Source organism: Curtobacterium flaccumfaciens, from assembly GCF_004361695.1.
Lineage (GTDB): Bacteria > Actinomycetota > Actinomycetes > Actinomycetales > Microbacteriaceae > Curtobacterium > Curtobacterium flaccumfaciens_B.
Map to the genome: position 1 here is coordinate 109,265 of NZ_SNVW01000002.1, position 15,828 is coordinate 125,092.

The 15,828-nt window shown below is 72.6% G+C and carries 15 protein-coding genes; 3 read left to right on the top strand and 12 right to left on the bottom strand.

Annotated elements, in window-relative coordinates; translation table 11 throughout:
* The first annotated feature begins 5 nt into the window (after positions 1-5).
* The gene (locus EDF64_RS03205; protein ID WP_133518661.1) at positions 6-263 is read left to right on the top strand and encodes an acyl-CoA carboxylase subunit epsilon; all 258 of its coding nucleotides are present in this window, start codon (positions 6-8) and stop codon (positions 261-263) included.
* 787 nt (positions 264-1,050) lie between these two features.
* Here the strand turns inward: EDF64_RS03205 and EDF64_RS03210 are convergent.
* The 4 genes from EDF64_RS03210 to EDF64_RS03225 all read right to left on the bottom strand — a co-directional run bounded on the left by EDF64_RS03210 (position 1,051) and on the right by EDF64_RS03225 (position 5,625).
* The gene (locus tag EDF64_RS03210) at positions 1,051-2,100 is read right to left on the bottom strand and encodes a hypothetical protein (RefSeq protein ID WP_133518662.1); all 1,050 of its coding nucleotides are present in this window, start codon (positions 2,098-2,100) and stop codon (positions 1,051-1,053) included.
* Positions 2,097-3,419: a sensor histidine kinase gene (locus tag EDF64_RS03215; protein ID WP_133518663.1), complete on the bottom strand. Its 1,323-nt coding sequence runs from the start codon at positions 3,417-3,419 to the stop codon at positions 2,097-2,099. The genes EDF64_RS03210 and EDF64_RS03215 overlap by 4 nt, the downstream gene beginning before the upstream one ends.
* A 5-nt stretch (positions 3,420-3,424) precedes the next feature.
* Positions 3,425-4,138: a response regulator transcription factor gene (locus EDF64_RS03220; RefSeq protein ID WP_133518664.1), complete on the bottom strand. Its 714-nt coding sequence runs from the start codon at positions 4,136-4,138 to the stop codon at positions 3,425-3,427.
* Positions 4,139-4,365: 227 nt separating this feature from the next.
* Positions 4,366-5,625: a class I SAM-dependent RNA methyltransferase gene (locus tag EDF64_RS03225; RefSeq protein WP_133518665.1), complete on the bottom strand. Its 1,260-nt coding sequence runs from the start codon at positions 5,623-5,625 to the stop codon at positions 4,366-4,368.
* Between the two features lie 14 nt (positions 5,626-5,639).
* Between EDF64_RS03225 and EDF64_RS03230 the strand changes: the two genes are divergently transcribed.
* Positions 5,640-6,443 (top strand): Maf family protein, encoded by an 804-nt coding sequence (locus EDF64_RS03230; protein WP_133518666.1) that lies wholly within the window; start codon positions 5,640-5,642, stop codon positions 6,441-6,443.
* Between the two features lie 79 nt (positions 6,444-6,522).
* A complete protein-coding gene (locus EDF64_RS03235) occupies positions 6,523-8,301 on the top strand; it encodes a biotin carboxylase N-terminal domain-containing protein (RefSeq protein WP_133518667.1) in 1,779 nt (592 codons plus the stop codon).
* Positions 8,302-8,449: 148 nt separating this feature from the next.
* On the opposite strand, the gene EDF64_RS03240 is transcribed toward EDF64_RS03235, so the two are convergent.
* The 8 genes from EDF64_RS03240 to EDF64_RS03275 form a co-directional block, all read right to left on the bottom strand.
* Entirely contained in the window at positions 8,450-9,403 is a 954-nt protein-coding gene (locus tag EDF64_RS03240; protein ID WP_133518668.1) for a hypothetical protein, read from the bottom strand.
* A gap of 204 nt (positions 9,404-9,607) precedes the next feature.
* Positions 9,608-11,290, bottom strand: a complete 1,683-nt coding sequence (locus EDF64_RS03245; protein ID WP_133518669.1) for a phospho-sugar mutase — start codon at positions 11,288-11,290, stop codon at positions 9,608-9,610.
* Entirely contained in the window at positions 11,287-12,129 is an 843-nt protein-coding gene (locus tag EDF64_RS03250) for a purine-nucleoside phosphorylase (protein WP_133518670.1), read from the bottom strand. Before EDF64_RS03250 ends, EDF64_RS03245 begins: the two co-directional genes overlap by 4 nt.
* Positions 12,130-12,149: 20 nt before the next feature.
* Positions 12,150-12,428 carry a PTS sugar transporter subunit IIB gene (locus EDF64_RS03255; RefSeq protein ID WP_133518671.1) on the bottom strand — a complete coding sequence of 93 codons (279 nt, stop codon included), beginning with the start codon at positions 12,426-12,428 and terminating at the stop codon, positions 12,150-12,152.
* A gap of 19 nt (positions 12,429-12,447) precedes the next feature.
* Positions 12,448-12,894: a PTS sugar transporter subunit IIA gene (locus tag EDF64_RS03260; protein ID WP_133518672.1), complete on the bottom strand. Its 447-nt coding sequence runs from the start codon at positions 12,892-12,894 to the stop codon at positions 12,448-12,450.
* A 4-nt stretch (positions 12,895-12,898) separates the two neighbouring features.
* Positions 12,899-14,011: an adenosine deaminase gene (locus EDF64_RS03265; protein WP_133518673.1), complete on the bottom strand. Its 1,113-nt coding sequence runs from the start codon at positions 14,009-14,011 to the stop codon at positions 12,899-12,901.
* Positions 14,012-14,033: 22 nt separating this feature from the next.
* Positions 14,034-15,320 (bottom strand): thymidine phosphorylase, encoded by a 1,287-nt coding sequence (locus EDF64_RS03270; RefSeq protein WP_133518674.1) that lies wholly within the window; start codon positions 15,318-15,320, stop codon positions 14,034-14,036.
* A 4-nt stretch (positions 15,321-15,324) separates the two neighbouring features.
* Positions 15,325-15,804, bottom strand: coding sequence for a cytidine deaminase (locus tag EDF64_RS03275; protein ID WP_133518675.1), 480 nt, complete (start codon positions 15,802-15,804; stop codon positions 15,325-15,327).
* Between the last annotated feature and the right edge of the window lie 24 nt (positions 15,805-15,828).

Here is a 15,828-nt window from a genome sequence, read left to right on the forward strand (position 1 = left end):
CGCTGATGGGCCGCCACGCCGCCGCCGTCCCCGCCGAGGAACCCGTGTCGGTCGGGGCGGACGTCCGCGTCGTCTCCGGCGACCCGACGCCCGAGGAACTCGCCGCCGTCATCGCCGTCCTGCAGCGGCAGGCGGACGAGGCCGCGTCGCTCGGCCGGCCCGAGGTCACGGTGTCGCCGCGGACCGGGTGGGACGTGTCGGCCCGTGGGCTGCGCCGGCCGCTCGAGCACGGCGCGGGGGCCTGGGCGCGGTCGCTGCGCTGAGTTCGGCGCGGTCCGCCGAGCGCACGGTCCGTTTTTCGCACGGTCCGTCTTGCGCACGACCGCGCGTCGGCGTCGCCCGGGGCTTGCGCTCCCCCGCCAGGACGGGCGACCATGTACCCCTGGGTATCGAGTCGTCTGCAGCGTTGCAGGGTGCACTTCCCGGTCGGTCTCCCCTCAGACGGGGGACATCTGCGGTCGACGGGGTCTGAAATCGCACGATTTGTCCCCCATAATGACGACTGACAGACCAGTTGGCGGCAGGCATAGTAGTTGTTGTTCGGTGTCCTTCAACGAAGAACATCGCAGGCGGTGGCCGACTAGGGTACGAAGCCACCACCAGCTACGAGTCAGGGCGATATTCGGGTTGTCGCTCAGACTCGGGTCGTGAACGGGCCGGTCGGATTCCGACCGGCCCGTTCCCCGTTTCCGGGCGTGTGCGTTGCCGTGCCGCCGGGTCGGTCGTTGTCGTCGTTGTCGTCGTCGTCGTCGAAACATGTACACGCGTGTTGCGACCCTGCACCAGTCGATCGACGCGTGGTTCGTCGTCTCATGCGCACACAACGAGTGCGTGTGCATGTTCCGACGCCGCACCAGTCGATCGACGCGTGGTTCGTCGCACGATGCGCACGCACCGACCGGCGCGGCCAACGGCACGGCGACACCAGCGACCACCGACCGGCACGGCGACCGGCGCCACCGACCGGCACGGCGACACCAGCGACCACCGACCGGCTCGCCAGCGCAGGCGCCAGCGACCGGCAGCCCCGCAGCCCCGCCGCGCCAGCCGCTACGCGGACACGTGCCGCGGGATCTCCAGCCACACGACCACGGAGTCGTCCTCGTCGCCGTCGTCGTCGTCCGCCCCAGCCCCGAGCGCGGCGGACTCGCTCGCCGCCAGGTCGAGCCGGAGCCCCACGACGGTGACCGCCGAGTCGGACCCCTCGGACACGGTGCGGACGATGACGTTGTCGGCCTCACGGGCCTGGCGCAGCGCGTCGGCGATCCGGGCGTGCACCCGGCGCAGGTCGTCGATCTCGAGGTCGTCGAGCCCACCGTCGTCGTGGAGCTGGACCGTGGCGCCGCGGCGACGAAGGCGCATGACTTCCTCGCGGACGTCCTCGGAGAGCAGGGACCGGCCACGGATCTCGTCGCGGATGGCCTGCTCGAGGTGCAGGCACTCGTCACGCTCGGCGTCGTCGAGGTCGCCCCCGGTGTCGATGATCCGCTGCAGCATCGGCAGCGCCATCCGCGTCGTCTGGCTGAGGCGGAACTGCCGCTCGAACACGTGGGCGTCCTGCGCCGCCTGCCAGTCCGCCGTCTCCTGCTCGGCACGGACGAAGTCGCGGGTGACCCGGGTCGCCCGGTTCATGGCGAAGGCGAACCCGGTGGCGATGGCGACCCAGGACACACTGCCGAGCACCCCGAGGGACCCCAGCGCGCCGAGTCCGGCCCACGCGACGGTGTGGACCGCGAGGAACCCGACGCCGATCCACGCGAACGGCCCGCGCCCGCGGACGACGAGCACCACCATCAGCGTGCCGACGGCGGCGATCCACCACGTGTTGTACGAGGGGCCGGAGCGGAGCTCGACCACCGGTGACGCGACGACCGGCATGACGACCGCGGTCGCGAGTGCGAAGCACGTCGCCCAGATCGGGAGCGTCCGGCCGGACACGAAGAGCGCGACGCCCGTCGCGGCGGCGTAGAGGACCATGCACGCGACCACGGGGCCGACCTCGAGGACACGCGGCAGCGTGGTGACGGCGAGGAGCAGGTGGTAGACGGAGAACAGCGCCGCGAGACCGATCGCGACGCCCGCAGGGATGGAGACCTTCACCGTGCCGCCCCCGATCGGGGTGCCCAGTCGAGCCGGACACGGGTGCCCGCGCCGGGAGCGGTGTCGACCTCGGCGTGCCCCTCGACGGCCACCACGCGTTCGACGATCGACCGGCGGACACCGAGGCGTTCGGCCGGGATCGCGTCGAGCGCGAAGCCGGCGCCGTCGTCACCGATCTCGATGCGGGCTCCGGCACCGTGCTGCTCGACGACGATCCAGCGGTCGACCTCGGCACCTCCGGCGTGCTGCACGCTGTTGACGGCCGCCTGCAGCGCCGCGGAGGCGAGTGCGTCGGCGACGGTGGCGGGGACGCGGACACTGCCGGCGCGTTCGCCCTGCACGCGGACCGGGGCGGCCAGTGCGCCCACGGCGTCGGCGATCCGGGCGCGGAGGTCTGCGAGGGACACCGGTGGCGCCCCGGCCGGGTCGTCGGAGGCGGCTGCCTCGAGGTGGTCGATGGCGTTCCGTGCCATCCGCGCCGCGAGCATCTCCGCGTCACGGGTCTCGGCCCGGGCGGCGGACAACAGCGTGGTGAGGACGCTGTCGTGCACGATCGCGTCGACCTGGACGCGCTCGACCTCGGTCGCGTGCTCCCGGATCGCGTGCGAGTACCGGCGGACGGCGGTGGCCTGCGCGGCGTCGACCGCCGTGGCCGCGCGGCGCAGCACGACGGCGATGACGAGCACCGCACCGCTGAGGATCGCCGTGTACACGCCGTCGAGGAGCGCTCGGAGGCCGGCGTCGCCACCGACGGGGGTGAGCCGGATGACGACGTACACGGTGGGGACGAGCGCGGTGTAGACCGTCGCCCGCCACGGCGCGAAGCCCATCGCGGCGGCGGTCGAGCCGACCGTGCAGAGCCACCACGGCCAGGGCACCTGGTCCGTCGGGATCGGCTCGCGCACCGTCAGCGGCCACGTCACCAGCGCGACGAGGAAGAGCAGCGCGCAGAGGATCTGCGCGAGCTGGGCGACCCGACGGATGAACACCGAGGCGCCGACGAACAGGAACGACGCCGCGAGCCCGCACGCCACGACCGGACCCCAGACGGGGTCGAGGTACGGCAACTGGTTGAGCACGGCCGGCACCGTGGTGGCGCCGAAGCCGAGCGCCGCGACGGCGAGCAGGATCGCGAACGCCCGCTCGACCGACGCCTGCGTGATCGTGGCCCGGACGCTGCGCGACGGGTCCGCACCGAACGGCGCGTCGTCACTCCCCGGGGAGCCGACGCTCGACGCGGCGCCCGCCCGGGCGGCCGGACGGGCCGCCCGGGTGGCGCGCGCCGGTCCGGACGTGGGTGCCGCGTCAGCCGCAGCCATGGTGCTCAGCGACCGTCGCCGTCGGGGTCGATCCCCGAGTCGAGCCCGGGCAGGATGCCGTCCTCGACCGCACGGCGGAGGAGGTCGACCTTCGTCGGAGCCGGACGACCGACCTCGACGTACTTCACGCGGATGCGGTCGAGGTACTCGCGCGCCGTCGAGTACCCGATGCCGAGCTGCTGCGCGGCGAGCTTGAGCGGCAGGCCCGAGGCGTAGAGGTGGAGGATCTCGCGCTCGCGCCGTCCGAGCTGCGCCTTCGCGAAGTCGCGGTCGGCGTCGATCGCACTCGCCCACTCGAGGTTGTTGAGCACGTCGCCGCGTGCGACCGTCGCGACGGCCGCCATCACGGTCTTCGTCGCCGAGGACTTCGGGATCACACCCGCAGCCCCGGCGGCCAGTGCCTCGCGGACGTTCGCGACGCGGTCGGCGATGGAGTGCACCAGGACCGCGGAACCGGTGCCCTGAACACCCTTCACGTTCGCGGTCACGGTGGAGCCGTCGCCGAGCGACAGGTCGAGGACGACGACGTCGACCTCACGCCCGTCGAGGTGCTCGATGTACTCGGGCACGCTCGCGGCGGTGAGGACCACCTCGAACCCCTCGTTCTGGCACGCTGCCTGGATCCCGAGTCGCACGGACTCGTGGTCGTCGACGATCGCGACACGGACGGGCTTGATCGCCAGTCCGGTCGTTCCGGTGGTGGTCGTGTCTGTTGCCACGGTGGCCTCTCTCGTCGATGCGCACCCCCGGCCCCTGAAACCGGGGAGCCATCACCGACCAAGGATACCCAGGTCGGACTCAGGCAGCGGCGCGATCCGATCGCGACACGGCGAAGCGTGTTGCAGGACGCGACAAGCGGCCCGACACGGACCGCGCGCGGGCCGACCCCGACAAGCGACGAGCGACCCGACGAGCGCACCGCGCCCGGGCCGACCCGCGACGACCGTCAGCCGACCGGCACCAGGCGCGCCACGGCCTCCAGGTGGTGGGTGTGCGGGAAGAGGTCGAACGCGCGGAGTGCCTCCAGGCGGTACCCGAGGTCCGCGAACGTCGCGACGTCGCGGGCCAACGCCACCGGGTCGCAGGCCACGTAGACGACCTGGGCGGGCTGGAGCGCCGCGATCTGCACGACGACCTCGCGGCCGGCGCCGGAACGGGGCGGGTCGAGCACGATCGTGCCGGCACGGTACCGCTGCCGCTCGCTCGGCGAGAGCGCGGCGACGGTGCGCTGGAGCCACCGGTCGACGCGGCCGGTCTCGGCGCGGGCGCCGATCCACTCGACGAGGTTCTCCTGCGCGTGCTCGGTGGCACGGGGCGCGCTCTCGACACTCGTGAGCCGGGCCTTCGGACCGACGAGGTCGCCGAGCGCGGCGGCGAGCAGGCCGACGCCGCCGTAGAGGTCGAGGTGCTGCCCCTCGGGGTCGAGCCGATCCCGGTCGACCAGGTCCTGCACGGCCGCGGTCAGGACGACCGGGGCCGCCCGGTGCACCTGCCAGAAGCCGTTGTCGTCGACCTGGAACGTGCGCTCCCCGACGACCTCGGTGACGACCGTGGGCTTCTGCTCGTCGATGACCAGCCGTGCTCCCTCGGAACCGCTCGGCGCGAGGACGTCGACGACCGAGGCGCCCGGCATCGCACCGCGGCCGAGGGGCGCGCTGTCCTGCACCACCCGGGTCGCGAGCGGCAGGGACGCGACCGGCACGACGGTGTGCGAGCGGGAGGCGAAGGGCCCCGCGGTGCCGTCCTCGTCGACGTGCAGGCGGACGCGGGTGCGCCAGCCGGTGCCGTTCGCCTCGTCGTCGCCGGGCGCGGCCTCGACGACGACGTCGGCTCCGAGCAGCGCGGCGAGGTCGGTGCGGGCGAAGCGCGCGAACGAGTCCACCAGGACGTCGTGCTTCAGCGTGCGCTGGTGCGCGAGGGCGATGTGCCCGAACTCGGCTCCGCCGGCGCGGTCGGCCGGGTCGCGGTCGAGTGCGGCTTCCGGCCAGACATGGTCCACGCGGTGCTCGCTCGGCGTGACGACCGACACGGTGTCGGCGCGCCAGAACGACTTCTTGCGGTCCTCCGTCACCCGGGCAACGACGCGTTCGCCGGGGATCGCGTCCGACACGAACACCACGCGCCCGTCGTGCCGTGCCACCGAGATGCCGCCGTGGGCGATCCCGGTGACGTCGAGTTCGAGCAGCGTTCCGACCGATTCACCCATGGTGAGATGTTCCCATGCGTCTGTACCTCGCGAGTACCTCTCCCGCCCGCCGAGCCCTCCTCGCCCAGACCGGGATCGAACCGGTGCTCGTCGCGCCCGGGGTCGACGAGGACGCCGCCGTCGCCGCGACCGCGTCGGCACTCGGCCGTGCGCTGACCGGTCCGGAGCTGGTCGCACTGCTCGCGGAGGCGAAGGCCGCCGCCGTCGCGGACGCCACCACTCCGGTCGACGGCTTCGTGTTCGGCGGCGACTCCGCCTTCGAGGTCGACGGCGTCCTGTACGGCAAGCCCCACGACCCCGACGTCGCGCGCGAGCGCTGGCGGCAGATGCTCGCCGCGGGCGGCGGCACGCTGTGGAGCGGACACTGCGTCATCGACCGGCGCGTGCCGTCGTCCGTCCCCACGGTGCCGTCGTCCGCACCCACGGGCGGGCCTGGAGGCGCGGGGCGGGCCGGCACCGTGCCTCCCGTCCGCACCGTGGACGCGTCGGGCGGCGGGCCGCTCGGCCTGGCCGGGTCCTTCGGCGACGTCGCGCCCGGTGGGTCCGGGCTCGTCGCCTCCGGCGACCGCGTCGTCGCGGTCGACAGCGCGGTGCTCACCTTCGCCGACGACATGTCGTCCGAGGAGATCGACGCGTACGTCGCGACGGGCGAGCCGCTCGAGGTCGCTGGCGCCTTCACCATCGACGGACGGGCCGCCGCGTACATCACCCGGATCGACGGGGCGCCGTCGGCCGTGGTGGGATTGTCGCTGCCGGTGCTCCGCTCGATGCTGCTGCGGGGCTTCGGCATCGCGTGGCACGACCTCTGGGCACTGTAGACATCCACACTTGTTCGGGGTGGTTCTTTGTGGACGCCAGTCAATTCACACCTCCGCCGCACGAATACGCTGATGTCTCATGCCCCGTATCAGCAAGGTCCTCATCGCGAACCGCGGCGAGATCGCCGTCCGCATCATCCGCGCGGCCCGCGACGCAGGCAAGGCTTCGGTGGCGGTCTACGCCGACCAGGACCGCGACGCCCTCCACGCCCGCCTCGCTGACGAGGCCTACGCACTGAACGGCACCACGAGCGCCGACACCTACCTCGTCATCGACAAGATCATCTCGGTCGCCCGACGGTCCGGCGCCGACGCCGTGCACCCCGGGTACGGGTTCCTCGCCGAGAACGCCGACTTCGCCCGCGCCGTCATCGACGCCGGGCTGACGTGGATCGGCCCGTCGCCGTCGTCCATCGAACAGCTCGGCGACAAGGTCTCCGCGCGCCACGTGGCCGAGAAGGTCGGCGCGCCGCTCGCCCCGGGCACCATCGAACCCGTGCAGGACGTGTCCGAGGTCTTCGACTTCGTCGACCAGGTCGGCCTGCCCGTCGCGATCAAGGCGGCGTTCGGCGGCGGCGGTCGTGGGCTCAAGGTCGTCCGCGACCGTGCCTCGGTCGAGGAGCTCTTCGAGTCCGCCACGCGCGAGGCCATCGCGGCGTTCGGTCGGGGCGAGTGCTTCGTCGAGAAGTACCTCGACAAGCCCCGCCACGTCGAGACGCAGTGCCTCGCCGACGAGCACGGCAACGTCGTCGTCGTCTCGACCCGCGACTGCTCGCTCCAGCGGCGGCACCAGAAGCTCGTCGAGGAAGCCCCGGCGCCGTACCTGACCGATGCCCAGACGGAGCGCCTGTACGAGTCGTCCAAGGCCATCCTCCGCGAGGTCGGCTACGTCGGTGCCGGCACCTGCGAGTTCCTCATCGGCGCCGACGGCACCGTGTCGTTCCTCGAGGTGAACACCCGCCTGCAGGTCGAGCACTGCGTCTCGGAAGAGGTCACCGGCATCGACCTCGTGCGCGAGCAGTTCCGCATCGCCGAGGGTGGCGTGCTCGACTACGCCGACCCCGTCGCCCGCGGCCACTCGTTCGAGTTCCGCATCAACGGCGAGGACCCGGGCCGCAACTTCTTCCCGGCGCCCGGCCCCGTGCACGCGTTCAACGCGCCGTCCGGCCCCGGCGTCCGCGTCGACTCCGGCGTGGTCTCCGGCGACGTCGTCTCCGGCTCGTTCGACTCCATGCTCGCGAAGCTCATCGTCACGGGCGCCACTCGCGCCGAGGCCCTGGAGCGTTCGCGTCGCGCACTCGCCGAGTTCGAGGTCACCGGGCTGCCGACCGTGCTGCCCTTCCACCGTGCCGTCGTGTCGGACCCGGCGTTCGCGACGCCGGACGACTCGCCGTTCAGCATCTACACGCAGTGGATCGAGACCGACTTCGTCAACGAGATCCCGGCGTGGAGCGGCTCCCCCGAGTCGCTGCCCGAGCCCGGCGCCCGCGAGTCGGTCGTCGTCGAGGTCCAGGGCAAGCGCATCGAGGTCACGATGCCGTCGATCGTCGGCGGCGGCGCTGCCGGTGCCACCGGTCGTCGTCCGGCCGGCCCGTCCGCTCCCCCGAAGCGCCGGACCTCCGGCGTGCGTGGCGGCCTCGCGTCGTCCGGCTCGGTCACGTCGCCGATGCAGGCCACCGTGGTGAAGCTCGCGGTCGCCGAGGGTGACACCGTGGTGAAGGGCGACCTGCTCGTCGTCCTCGAGGCCATGAAGATGGAACAGCCCGTGCAGGCCCCGCGCGACGGCGTCGTCACCGGGCTGAACGCCCCCGTCGGCCAGACGATCTCGTCCGGCCACGTGCTGCTCGAGCTCGCGTAGGCGCGCGGCGCCGCGCGCCGCGCGCGGCGCTCCGGCCGCGCCGCCGCCTGCCGTCTCGCACAACCAAAGTCACCCCGAGCCCGCTCTTCGCGCGGCTCGGGGTGACTTTCGTTGTGCGGCGTGCAGCCCGCCTCGACGACCGCGTCCATCAGCGGAGCCGTGTGAACGCCCGCGGCTCGGTCGGGACGCCGATGCTGTGCAACACCTCGCGGAGCGCCGCCGCGTCGTTCGCCTCCCGCCAGCCGAACCGTCCGAAAGAGCGAACCTCCGGATGCCTCCGAAGCCGGTCTTCGCGGCGTTTCTCAGCCACGAGCACGTCGGCAGCCGTCGCTCCCGCAGCCCTCAGAGCGGGGTCCGTGTACTTCGCACGGCCGTCGAACTCGAGCACCGCGCCGTGCTCGGGGAACCAGAAGTCCACGCGACCGACGAGCCCCGCGGCGTCTCGGAACTCCTGTTGCAGGACGGGTCGTGGCGCGCCTTGTTCGTCGAGGGCCACCCTGCCGACCGATTCACCTGGCGACCCGCTCGCAGGGTCTGCGAGGTCGATCGCGGTCACGGCTCGATGTCGTCCGTGGACCGCGTTCCGCCGTTCGAGTTCGTCCTCGAGGTCGCGGCGTGCGGGGCCGAGCTGCAACACGACGTCGAGCGCCGGGACCGAGATCCGCAGGTCGTACGAGATCGCGAGGTCGACGGCGGTCGTGACGAGGTCCGTGAGCGGTCGGCCGTTCGCCACCATCGAGGCGGTGCGCAGCGTGCGCCCCACCCCCGGACGCTTCCGGACGTGGGCCAGTCCCTGCGACGTCGTGCGCCGCGGGTCGATGACCTCGACGACGTCGGGGAACTCTCCGGACCAGGGCAGGCCGTGCAGCGCCGCTGCGGACGCGTGCGAGACGACGAGTCGCTCGGCGAGGCGATCGTGGACGGCTTTCACGCGTGCGATGTGTCGCTCCCCCGGCGTCGCTCGCCGCCATTCGTCGGCGTCGACGAACCGTCCAGGGGTCAGTCGGATGAGTGTGCCGGCGTCGGCCCGACGGCGGAGCGAACGCCCACGGCGTCCGCTCGTGTCCGACGCGCCACCGGTGATGATCGACAGTCGTGCCATCCCCGGAGCTTCCCGTACTGCACCGCACGGCACGCAGGTGCCGCGTCGATCTGTGGACGGCCGGACTCGACGCGCCCGCTGTGGAGGACCGGCGATCGGCGCCCCGCACAACCAAAGTCACCCCGAGCCGCGTGATTGCGCGGTTCGGGGTGACTTTGGTTGTGCGAACGGCGGCAGGCGCGGTACCCGCCGCGCCGCGCGGCGCTACGACACCAGGGGGCGGACCGCGGCGGCCAGGGCGTCGACGAGCGCCTGCGCCTCGGCGGGGGTGGACGCCACCGTGTCGATGTAGACCTTCACCTTGGGCTCCGTCCCGCTCGGGCGGACGATCACCCGCGCGTCACCGGTGAGGTCGTAGCGCAGGATGTCCGAGGGCGGGAAGCCCTCCACCCCGTCGAGGTAGTCCGTCGTCACGGTGACGTCGAGGCCACCGAGCGAGGCCGGCGGCGAGGACCGCAGCGACGCCATGATCTCGCCGATGCGGGAGAGGTCGTCCACGCGGGTCGCGACCTGCCCGGAGGCGAACGCCCCGAACTCCGCGGCGAAGGCCTCGAGGTGGTCGGCGATCGTAGAACCGGCGGCCGCCAGCTCGTCGGCGAGGGACAGCAGGTCGAGCGCCGCCGAGATGCCGTCCTTGTCGCGGACGACCGTCGGGTCGACGAGGTAGCCGAGCGCCTCTTCGTAGCCGAAGAGCAGGTCCGGCACGCGTGACACCCACTTGAAGCCGGTCAGGGTGTCCCGGTACGCCAGACCGTGCCGGGCGGCGACGCGGGACAGCGCCGGCGACGACACGATCGACGCGGCGAGGGTGCCGGTGACGCCGGCCGCGGCGGCGCGGGCGGCCGCACGCCACCCGAGCAGCCAGCCGACCTCGTTGCCGGAGAGCCGGCAGAACGTCGGCGACTCGGACCCGGACCCGGACCTGTCAGGGATCGCCAGCGCCAGACGGTCGGCGTCGGGGTCGTTCGCGATGACGAGGTCAGCGCCGACCGCGACGCCGCGGGCGATCGCCAGGTCCATCGCGCCGGGCTCTTCGGGGTTCGGGAAGGCGACCGTCGGGAACGCCCCGTCCGGCTCGATCTGCTCCGGCACCACCGCCGGCTCCGCGAAGCCGGCAGCGGCGAACACCGCGCGCGCGGTCTCCCACCCGACGCCGTGCATGGCCGTGTAGACGACCTTCGGCTGGTCGGTCGGTGCGAGCACGGGTGCCGACACAGTCGCGGCCGTGGCGGCCACGTAGGCGTCGACGAGGGCGGACGTGGCGACGGTGTGGTCGGTCGCGCGAGGGAGGTCGGTGATCGACCCGGCGGCGACGGCGTCGATGGCGCTCGCGATGAGGCCGTCGACCGGCGGCACGATCTGCGAGCCCTCGTCGTCACCCCCGAGGTACACCTTGTAGCCGTTGTCCCGCGGCGGGTTGTGGCTGGCGGTCACCATGACACCGGCGCCGACACCGAGGTGCCGCACGGCGAACGCGAGCACGGGCGTGGGGAGCGCCGAGGGCAGCAGGGTGACGTCGAGCCCGAGGCCGCGCATGACCTCGGCGGAGTCGCGGGCGAACACGTCGGAGTTCACGCGGCCGTCGTAGCCGATGACCACGCTGCGCTGCCGACCCGTGTCGATGAGGAAGCGGGCGAGTCCGGCTGCCGCCTGCGTGACGACGACTCGGTTCATCCGGAGCGGGCCGTACCCGAGCTCGGCACGGAGGCCGGCGGTGCCGAACGCCAGTCGACCGGCGAACCGGGCCGCGAGTGCCTGGACGGCAGGACCGGAGCCGTCGACCGCCGCGGCGATCGCGGACTCGAGCTCGCCCCGGGTGACGGGATCGGGGTCCTGCGCAGCCCAGGCCCGTGCGGTGTCGAGCAGGCCGGGGAGATCGATCTTCACGAGGCGGCCGGACCGAGGGCGGTCACCACGCGGGCCAGCAGGTCCGCGATCACCGGCTCGGCCTGCTTGCCGGCCTCGAGCACCTCGGCGTGCGACAGCGGCGTCTTCTGGATCCCCGCGGCGAGGTTCGTGATGAGCGAGAAGCCGAGGATCTCCATGCCGGCCTGGCGGGCGGCGATGGCCTCGAGCGCGGTCGACATGCCGACGATGTGGCCGCCGATGGTCTTCGCCATCTGCACCTCGGCCGGGGTCTCGTAGTGCGGACCGCGGAACTGCGTGTAGACGCCCTCGTCGAGGGACGGGTCGACGGACTTCGCGACCGAGCGCAGCCGCGCCGAGTACAGGTCGGTCAGGTCGACGAACGTCGCGCCCTCGAGCGGGCTGTCCGCGGTCAGGTTGATGTGGTCGCTGATGAGGACCGGGGTGCCCGGCGTCCAGTGCTCCTTGATGCCACCGGCACCGTTCGTGAGGACCATGATCGACGCACCGGTCGCCGCGGCCGTCCGGACGCTGTGCACCACGCGTCGGACGCCGTGGCCCTCGTAGTAGTGCGTGCGGGCGCCGATGACGAGCGCGTGGCGACCGTCGGCGAGGCGGATCGAGCGGACGGTGCCGGAGTGCCCGGGGACGGCCGAGGCGCTGAAGCCGGGGACCTCCGACGCGGGGATCTCGGACACGGTCTCGCCGATGAGGTCCGCGGCCTTGCCCCAGCCGGAACCGAGGGTGAGGGCGATGTCGTGGCGCTCGATCCCGGACTTCGCGGCGATGACGGCTGCGGCGTCGCGCGCGACCTCGAACGGGTCGGCAGCGGGGTCGTTCAGCGGGTTCTCGGTGCTCATGCCCCAACTCTAAAGGGCGCTCAGTGCTCCCCGAGCGCCCGGTCCACCGCGGCCGTGATCTCGCCCTGGTCGAAGTGGTTCCGGATCACGATGACCTCGGCGTAGGTGTCCCCGATGGCCTCGACGAACTCCTGGCTGGTGAGGATCACGTTGGCGTCGTCGGACACCTTCCGCACCGATGCGACGTCGGCGGCGATGACGGAGGCGGTCAGTCCGAGGGCGGCGAGCGCCTTCTCGGCGTTCACCTTGAGGATCGCGCTGGCGCCGATCCCGGCGCCGCAGATGGTCACGATCTTCACGAGGACACCCGATCGGTCGTCATGCGGAGACCCCCATGATCGCGCGGACCTCGTCCGCCGTCGTCGCTTCCGCCAGCCGTCCGGTGACGGTGGCGTCGTTGAACAGGTTCGCGATCTCGCCGATCGACTCGAGGTGCGTGCCGACCCCGGCCACCGCGAGCCCGAGCACGACGCGCACCGGGTCGTTGTGCGGGTGCCCGAACACGACGGGCGACGCGAGCGTCACGACGGACAGCCCGTCACGGAGCACGGTGGGCCCCGGCCGTGCGTGCGCGAAGGCCAGCCCGGGCGAGATGACGATGTACGGCCCGTGCTCGTCCACCAGGTCGATCATGGCCTCGGTGTAGGGGTCGGTCGACGCCCCCGAGGCGACGAGGGCGCCGCCGGCCAGCCGGAGCGCCTCGCGCCACGAGGACGCGGTCGCCCCGAGCACGACGGCGTCGTCCGGCAGTGGCGGCAGTGGCATGCGTTCAGGCCTCCTGGTGTCCGGCCGTGATCGTCGCGATGATCTCCTCGCGGTCCTCGAGCGGCAGGAAGGAGCCGAGGGCCGCGTTGATCTGGAACGCCGCGAGGTCGTCGAGGTCGTACCCGAAGGTGCCGGCCAGCAGCGCGAGCTCGCGGGACAGCGTGGTGTCGCTCATCAGGCGGTTGTCGGTGTTCACCGTGACGCGGAACCCGAGCTGGTAGAGCACGTCGATCGGGTGGTCGGCGAGGTCGTCGCCCCACGCCGCGATCGCACCGGTCTGCAGGTTCGACGACGGCGCGACCTCGAGCGGGATCTCGCGGTCGCGCACCCACGCGGCGACCTCGCCGAGGGACGCCAGGGTCGAGCCGTCGCCGGCGTCGGAGAGCGTGATGTCCTCGAAGATCCGGACGCCGTGGCCGAGGCGCAGTGCACGACCGTCGACGAGGGCCGATCGGATCGAGGCGAGCCCGTCGGCCTCGCCCGCGTGCACGGTGACCGGGAACAGCTCGGACGCCAGGTAGTCGAACGCGGCGCGGTGGTTCGAGGCGGGGAACCCGGCCTCGGCGCCGGCGATGTCGAAGCCCACGACGCCACGGTCGCGGTGCCGCACGGCGAGCTCGGCGATCTCGAGGGACCGGTCGGCGTGGCGCATGGCGGTGACGAGCTGTCCGACGCGGATCCGGCCGTCGGCGGCGTCGACCGCTTCCTCGATGCCGGCCTGCACGGCCTCGACCGTCTCGTCGAGGGTCAGGCCACCCTGCAGGTGCTGCTCGGGTGCCCAGCGGACCTCGCCGTAGACGACGCCGTCGGCGACGAGGTCCTCGACGAACTCGCGGGCGATGCGCGTGAGCTGCGGGGCCGTCTGCATCACCGACGTGGTGACGTCGAACGTCTTGAGGTACTCGACGAGCGAACCGGAGTTCGACTGGTCGGCGAACCACTGCCCGAGTTCGGCCGGGTCGGTGGTCGGCAGTTCCACGCCCGACGCAGCAGCGAGGTCGATGATCGTCGCCGGTCGCAGACCACCGTCGAGGTGGTCGTGCAGCGAGACCTTCGGCAGGTCGTTGATGACCGCCCCGGCGTCGGGCAGGCGGTAGGTCGGGGCGTCGGCGCTCATGCCCTCAAACCTACCGGAGCCGTCAACCGATGCGCTCCCGCACGATCGGCCCGCGTTCCGGCGCGGTGTCGCCGATCGACCAGGCACCGTCGAGGGACTCCAGCGCACGGTCGAAGCGGTCGGGCTCGTCGGTGTGGAGGGTCCAGAGTGGCTGCCCTTCGGTCACGGTGTCGCCCGGCTTGACGTGCAGTTCGATGCCGGCTCCGGCCTGCACCGGGTCCTGCGCGCGGGCACGACCGGCGCCGAGGCGCCAGGCCGAGACACCGAACGGCAGGGCGTCCTGCTGGACGAGCACGCCGGACGACGGCGCCGTGACGACGTGCTGCTCGCGGGCGACCGGCAGCGCGGCGGAGGGGTCCCCACCCTGCGCGGCGATCATCCGCCGCCAGGTGTCCATCGCGCGACCGTCGGCCAGTGCCGCGGCCGGGTCGGCGTCCGGCAGCCCCGCCAGCGTGAGCATCTCGGACGCGAGCGCCACGGTCAGCGACACGACATCGGCCGGACCGCCGCCCTCGAGCACCTCGACGGACTCCCGCACCTCGAGCGCGTTGCCGATCGTCAGCCCGAGCGGGACCTCCATGTCGGTGAGCAGCGCCGAGGTCGCGACGCCGGCGTCGTTCCCGAGGTCCACCATCGTCTGCGCGAGCTCGCGCGACGCCTCGTACGTCGGCATGAACGCCCCCGAGCCGAACTTCACGTCGAGCACGAGCGCACCGGTGCCCTCGGCGATCTTCTTCGACATGATGCTCGAGGCGATGAGCGGGATGCACTCGACGGTGCCGGTGATGTCCCGCAGCGCGTAGAGCTTCTTGTCCGCCGGGGCGAGACCCGAACCGGCGGCGCAGATGACCGCGCCGACGTCGGACAGGATCTCGAGGAGACGCGAGTTCGACAGCGCCGCCTGCCACCCCGGGATCGACTCGAGCTTGTCGAGCGTCCCCCCGGTGTGGCCGAGGCCGCGCCCGGACAGCTGCGGCACGGCGACGCCGAACGACGCCACGAGGGGCGCGAGCGGCAGGGTGATCTTGTCTCCCACGCCGCCGGTGGAGTGCTTGTCGACGGTGGTCTTGCCGAGCGAGCCGAACGACATCCGCTCCCCCGACGCGATCATCGCGAGCGTGAGGTCCTTGATCTCGCGCCGCTCCATCCCGTTGAGGAAGATCGCCATCGCCATCGCCGCCATCTGCGGGTCCTCGACGTACCCGCGCGTGTACGCGTCGACGAGCCAGTCCACCTCGGCGGTGCTCAGCGCGCCGCCGGAGCGCTTCGTGCGGATGAGGTCGACGGTGTCGAAGGGCTCGACGGCCATGGGATCAGTGCTCCTGCTGGTAGGTGGCGAGGGTGCGCGGCCCGAACGCGTCGGGGAGGACCTCGTCGATGGTGCGGATGCCGGAAACGGTCTCGAGGAGCATGCCCTCGGTCGAGTGCTCGAACAGCAGCTGGCGGCAGCGTCCGCACGGCATCAGGGTCGCCCCGTCGCCGTCGACGCACGTGAACGCGACGAGCTTGCCGCCGCCGGTCATGTGCAGCTGCGACACGAGCGAGCACTCCGCGCAGAGCGTGACGCCGTACGACGCGTTCTCGACGTTGCAGCCGGACACGATCCGGCCGTCGTCGGTGAGCGCCGCGGCGCCCACCGGGAACGACGAGTACGGCGCGTAGGCATGGCGCATCGCGGCCGTCGCTGCGGTCCGCAGGGCGGTCCAGTCCACGTCGGACTGGAGGCGCGGGGCGGCGTCCGCCCCGGCGGTGGCGGTGACCGCCTGGTCACCCTGGGCGTTCGTGTGGGTCATGTGCCGCGCCTCCAGGCCGGTCGC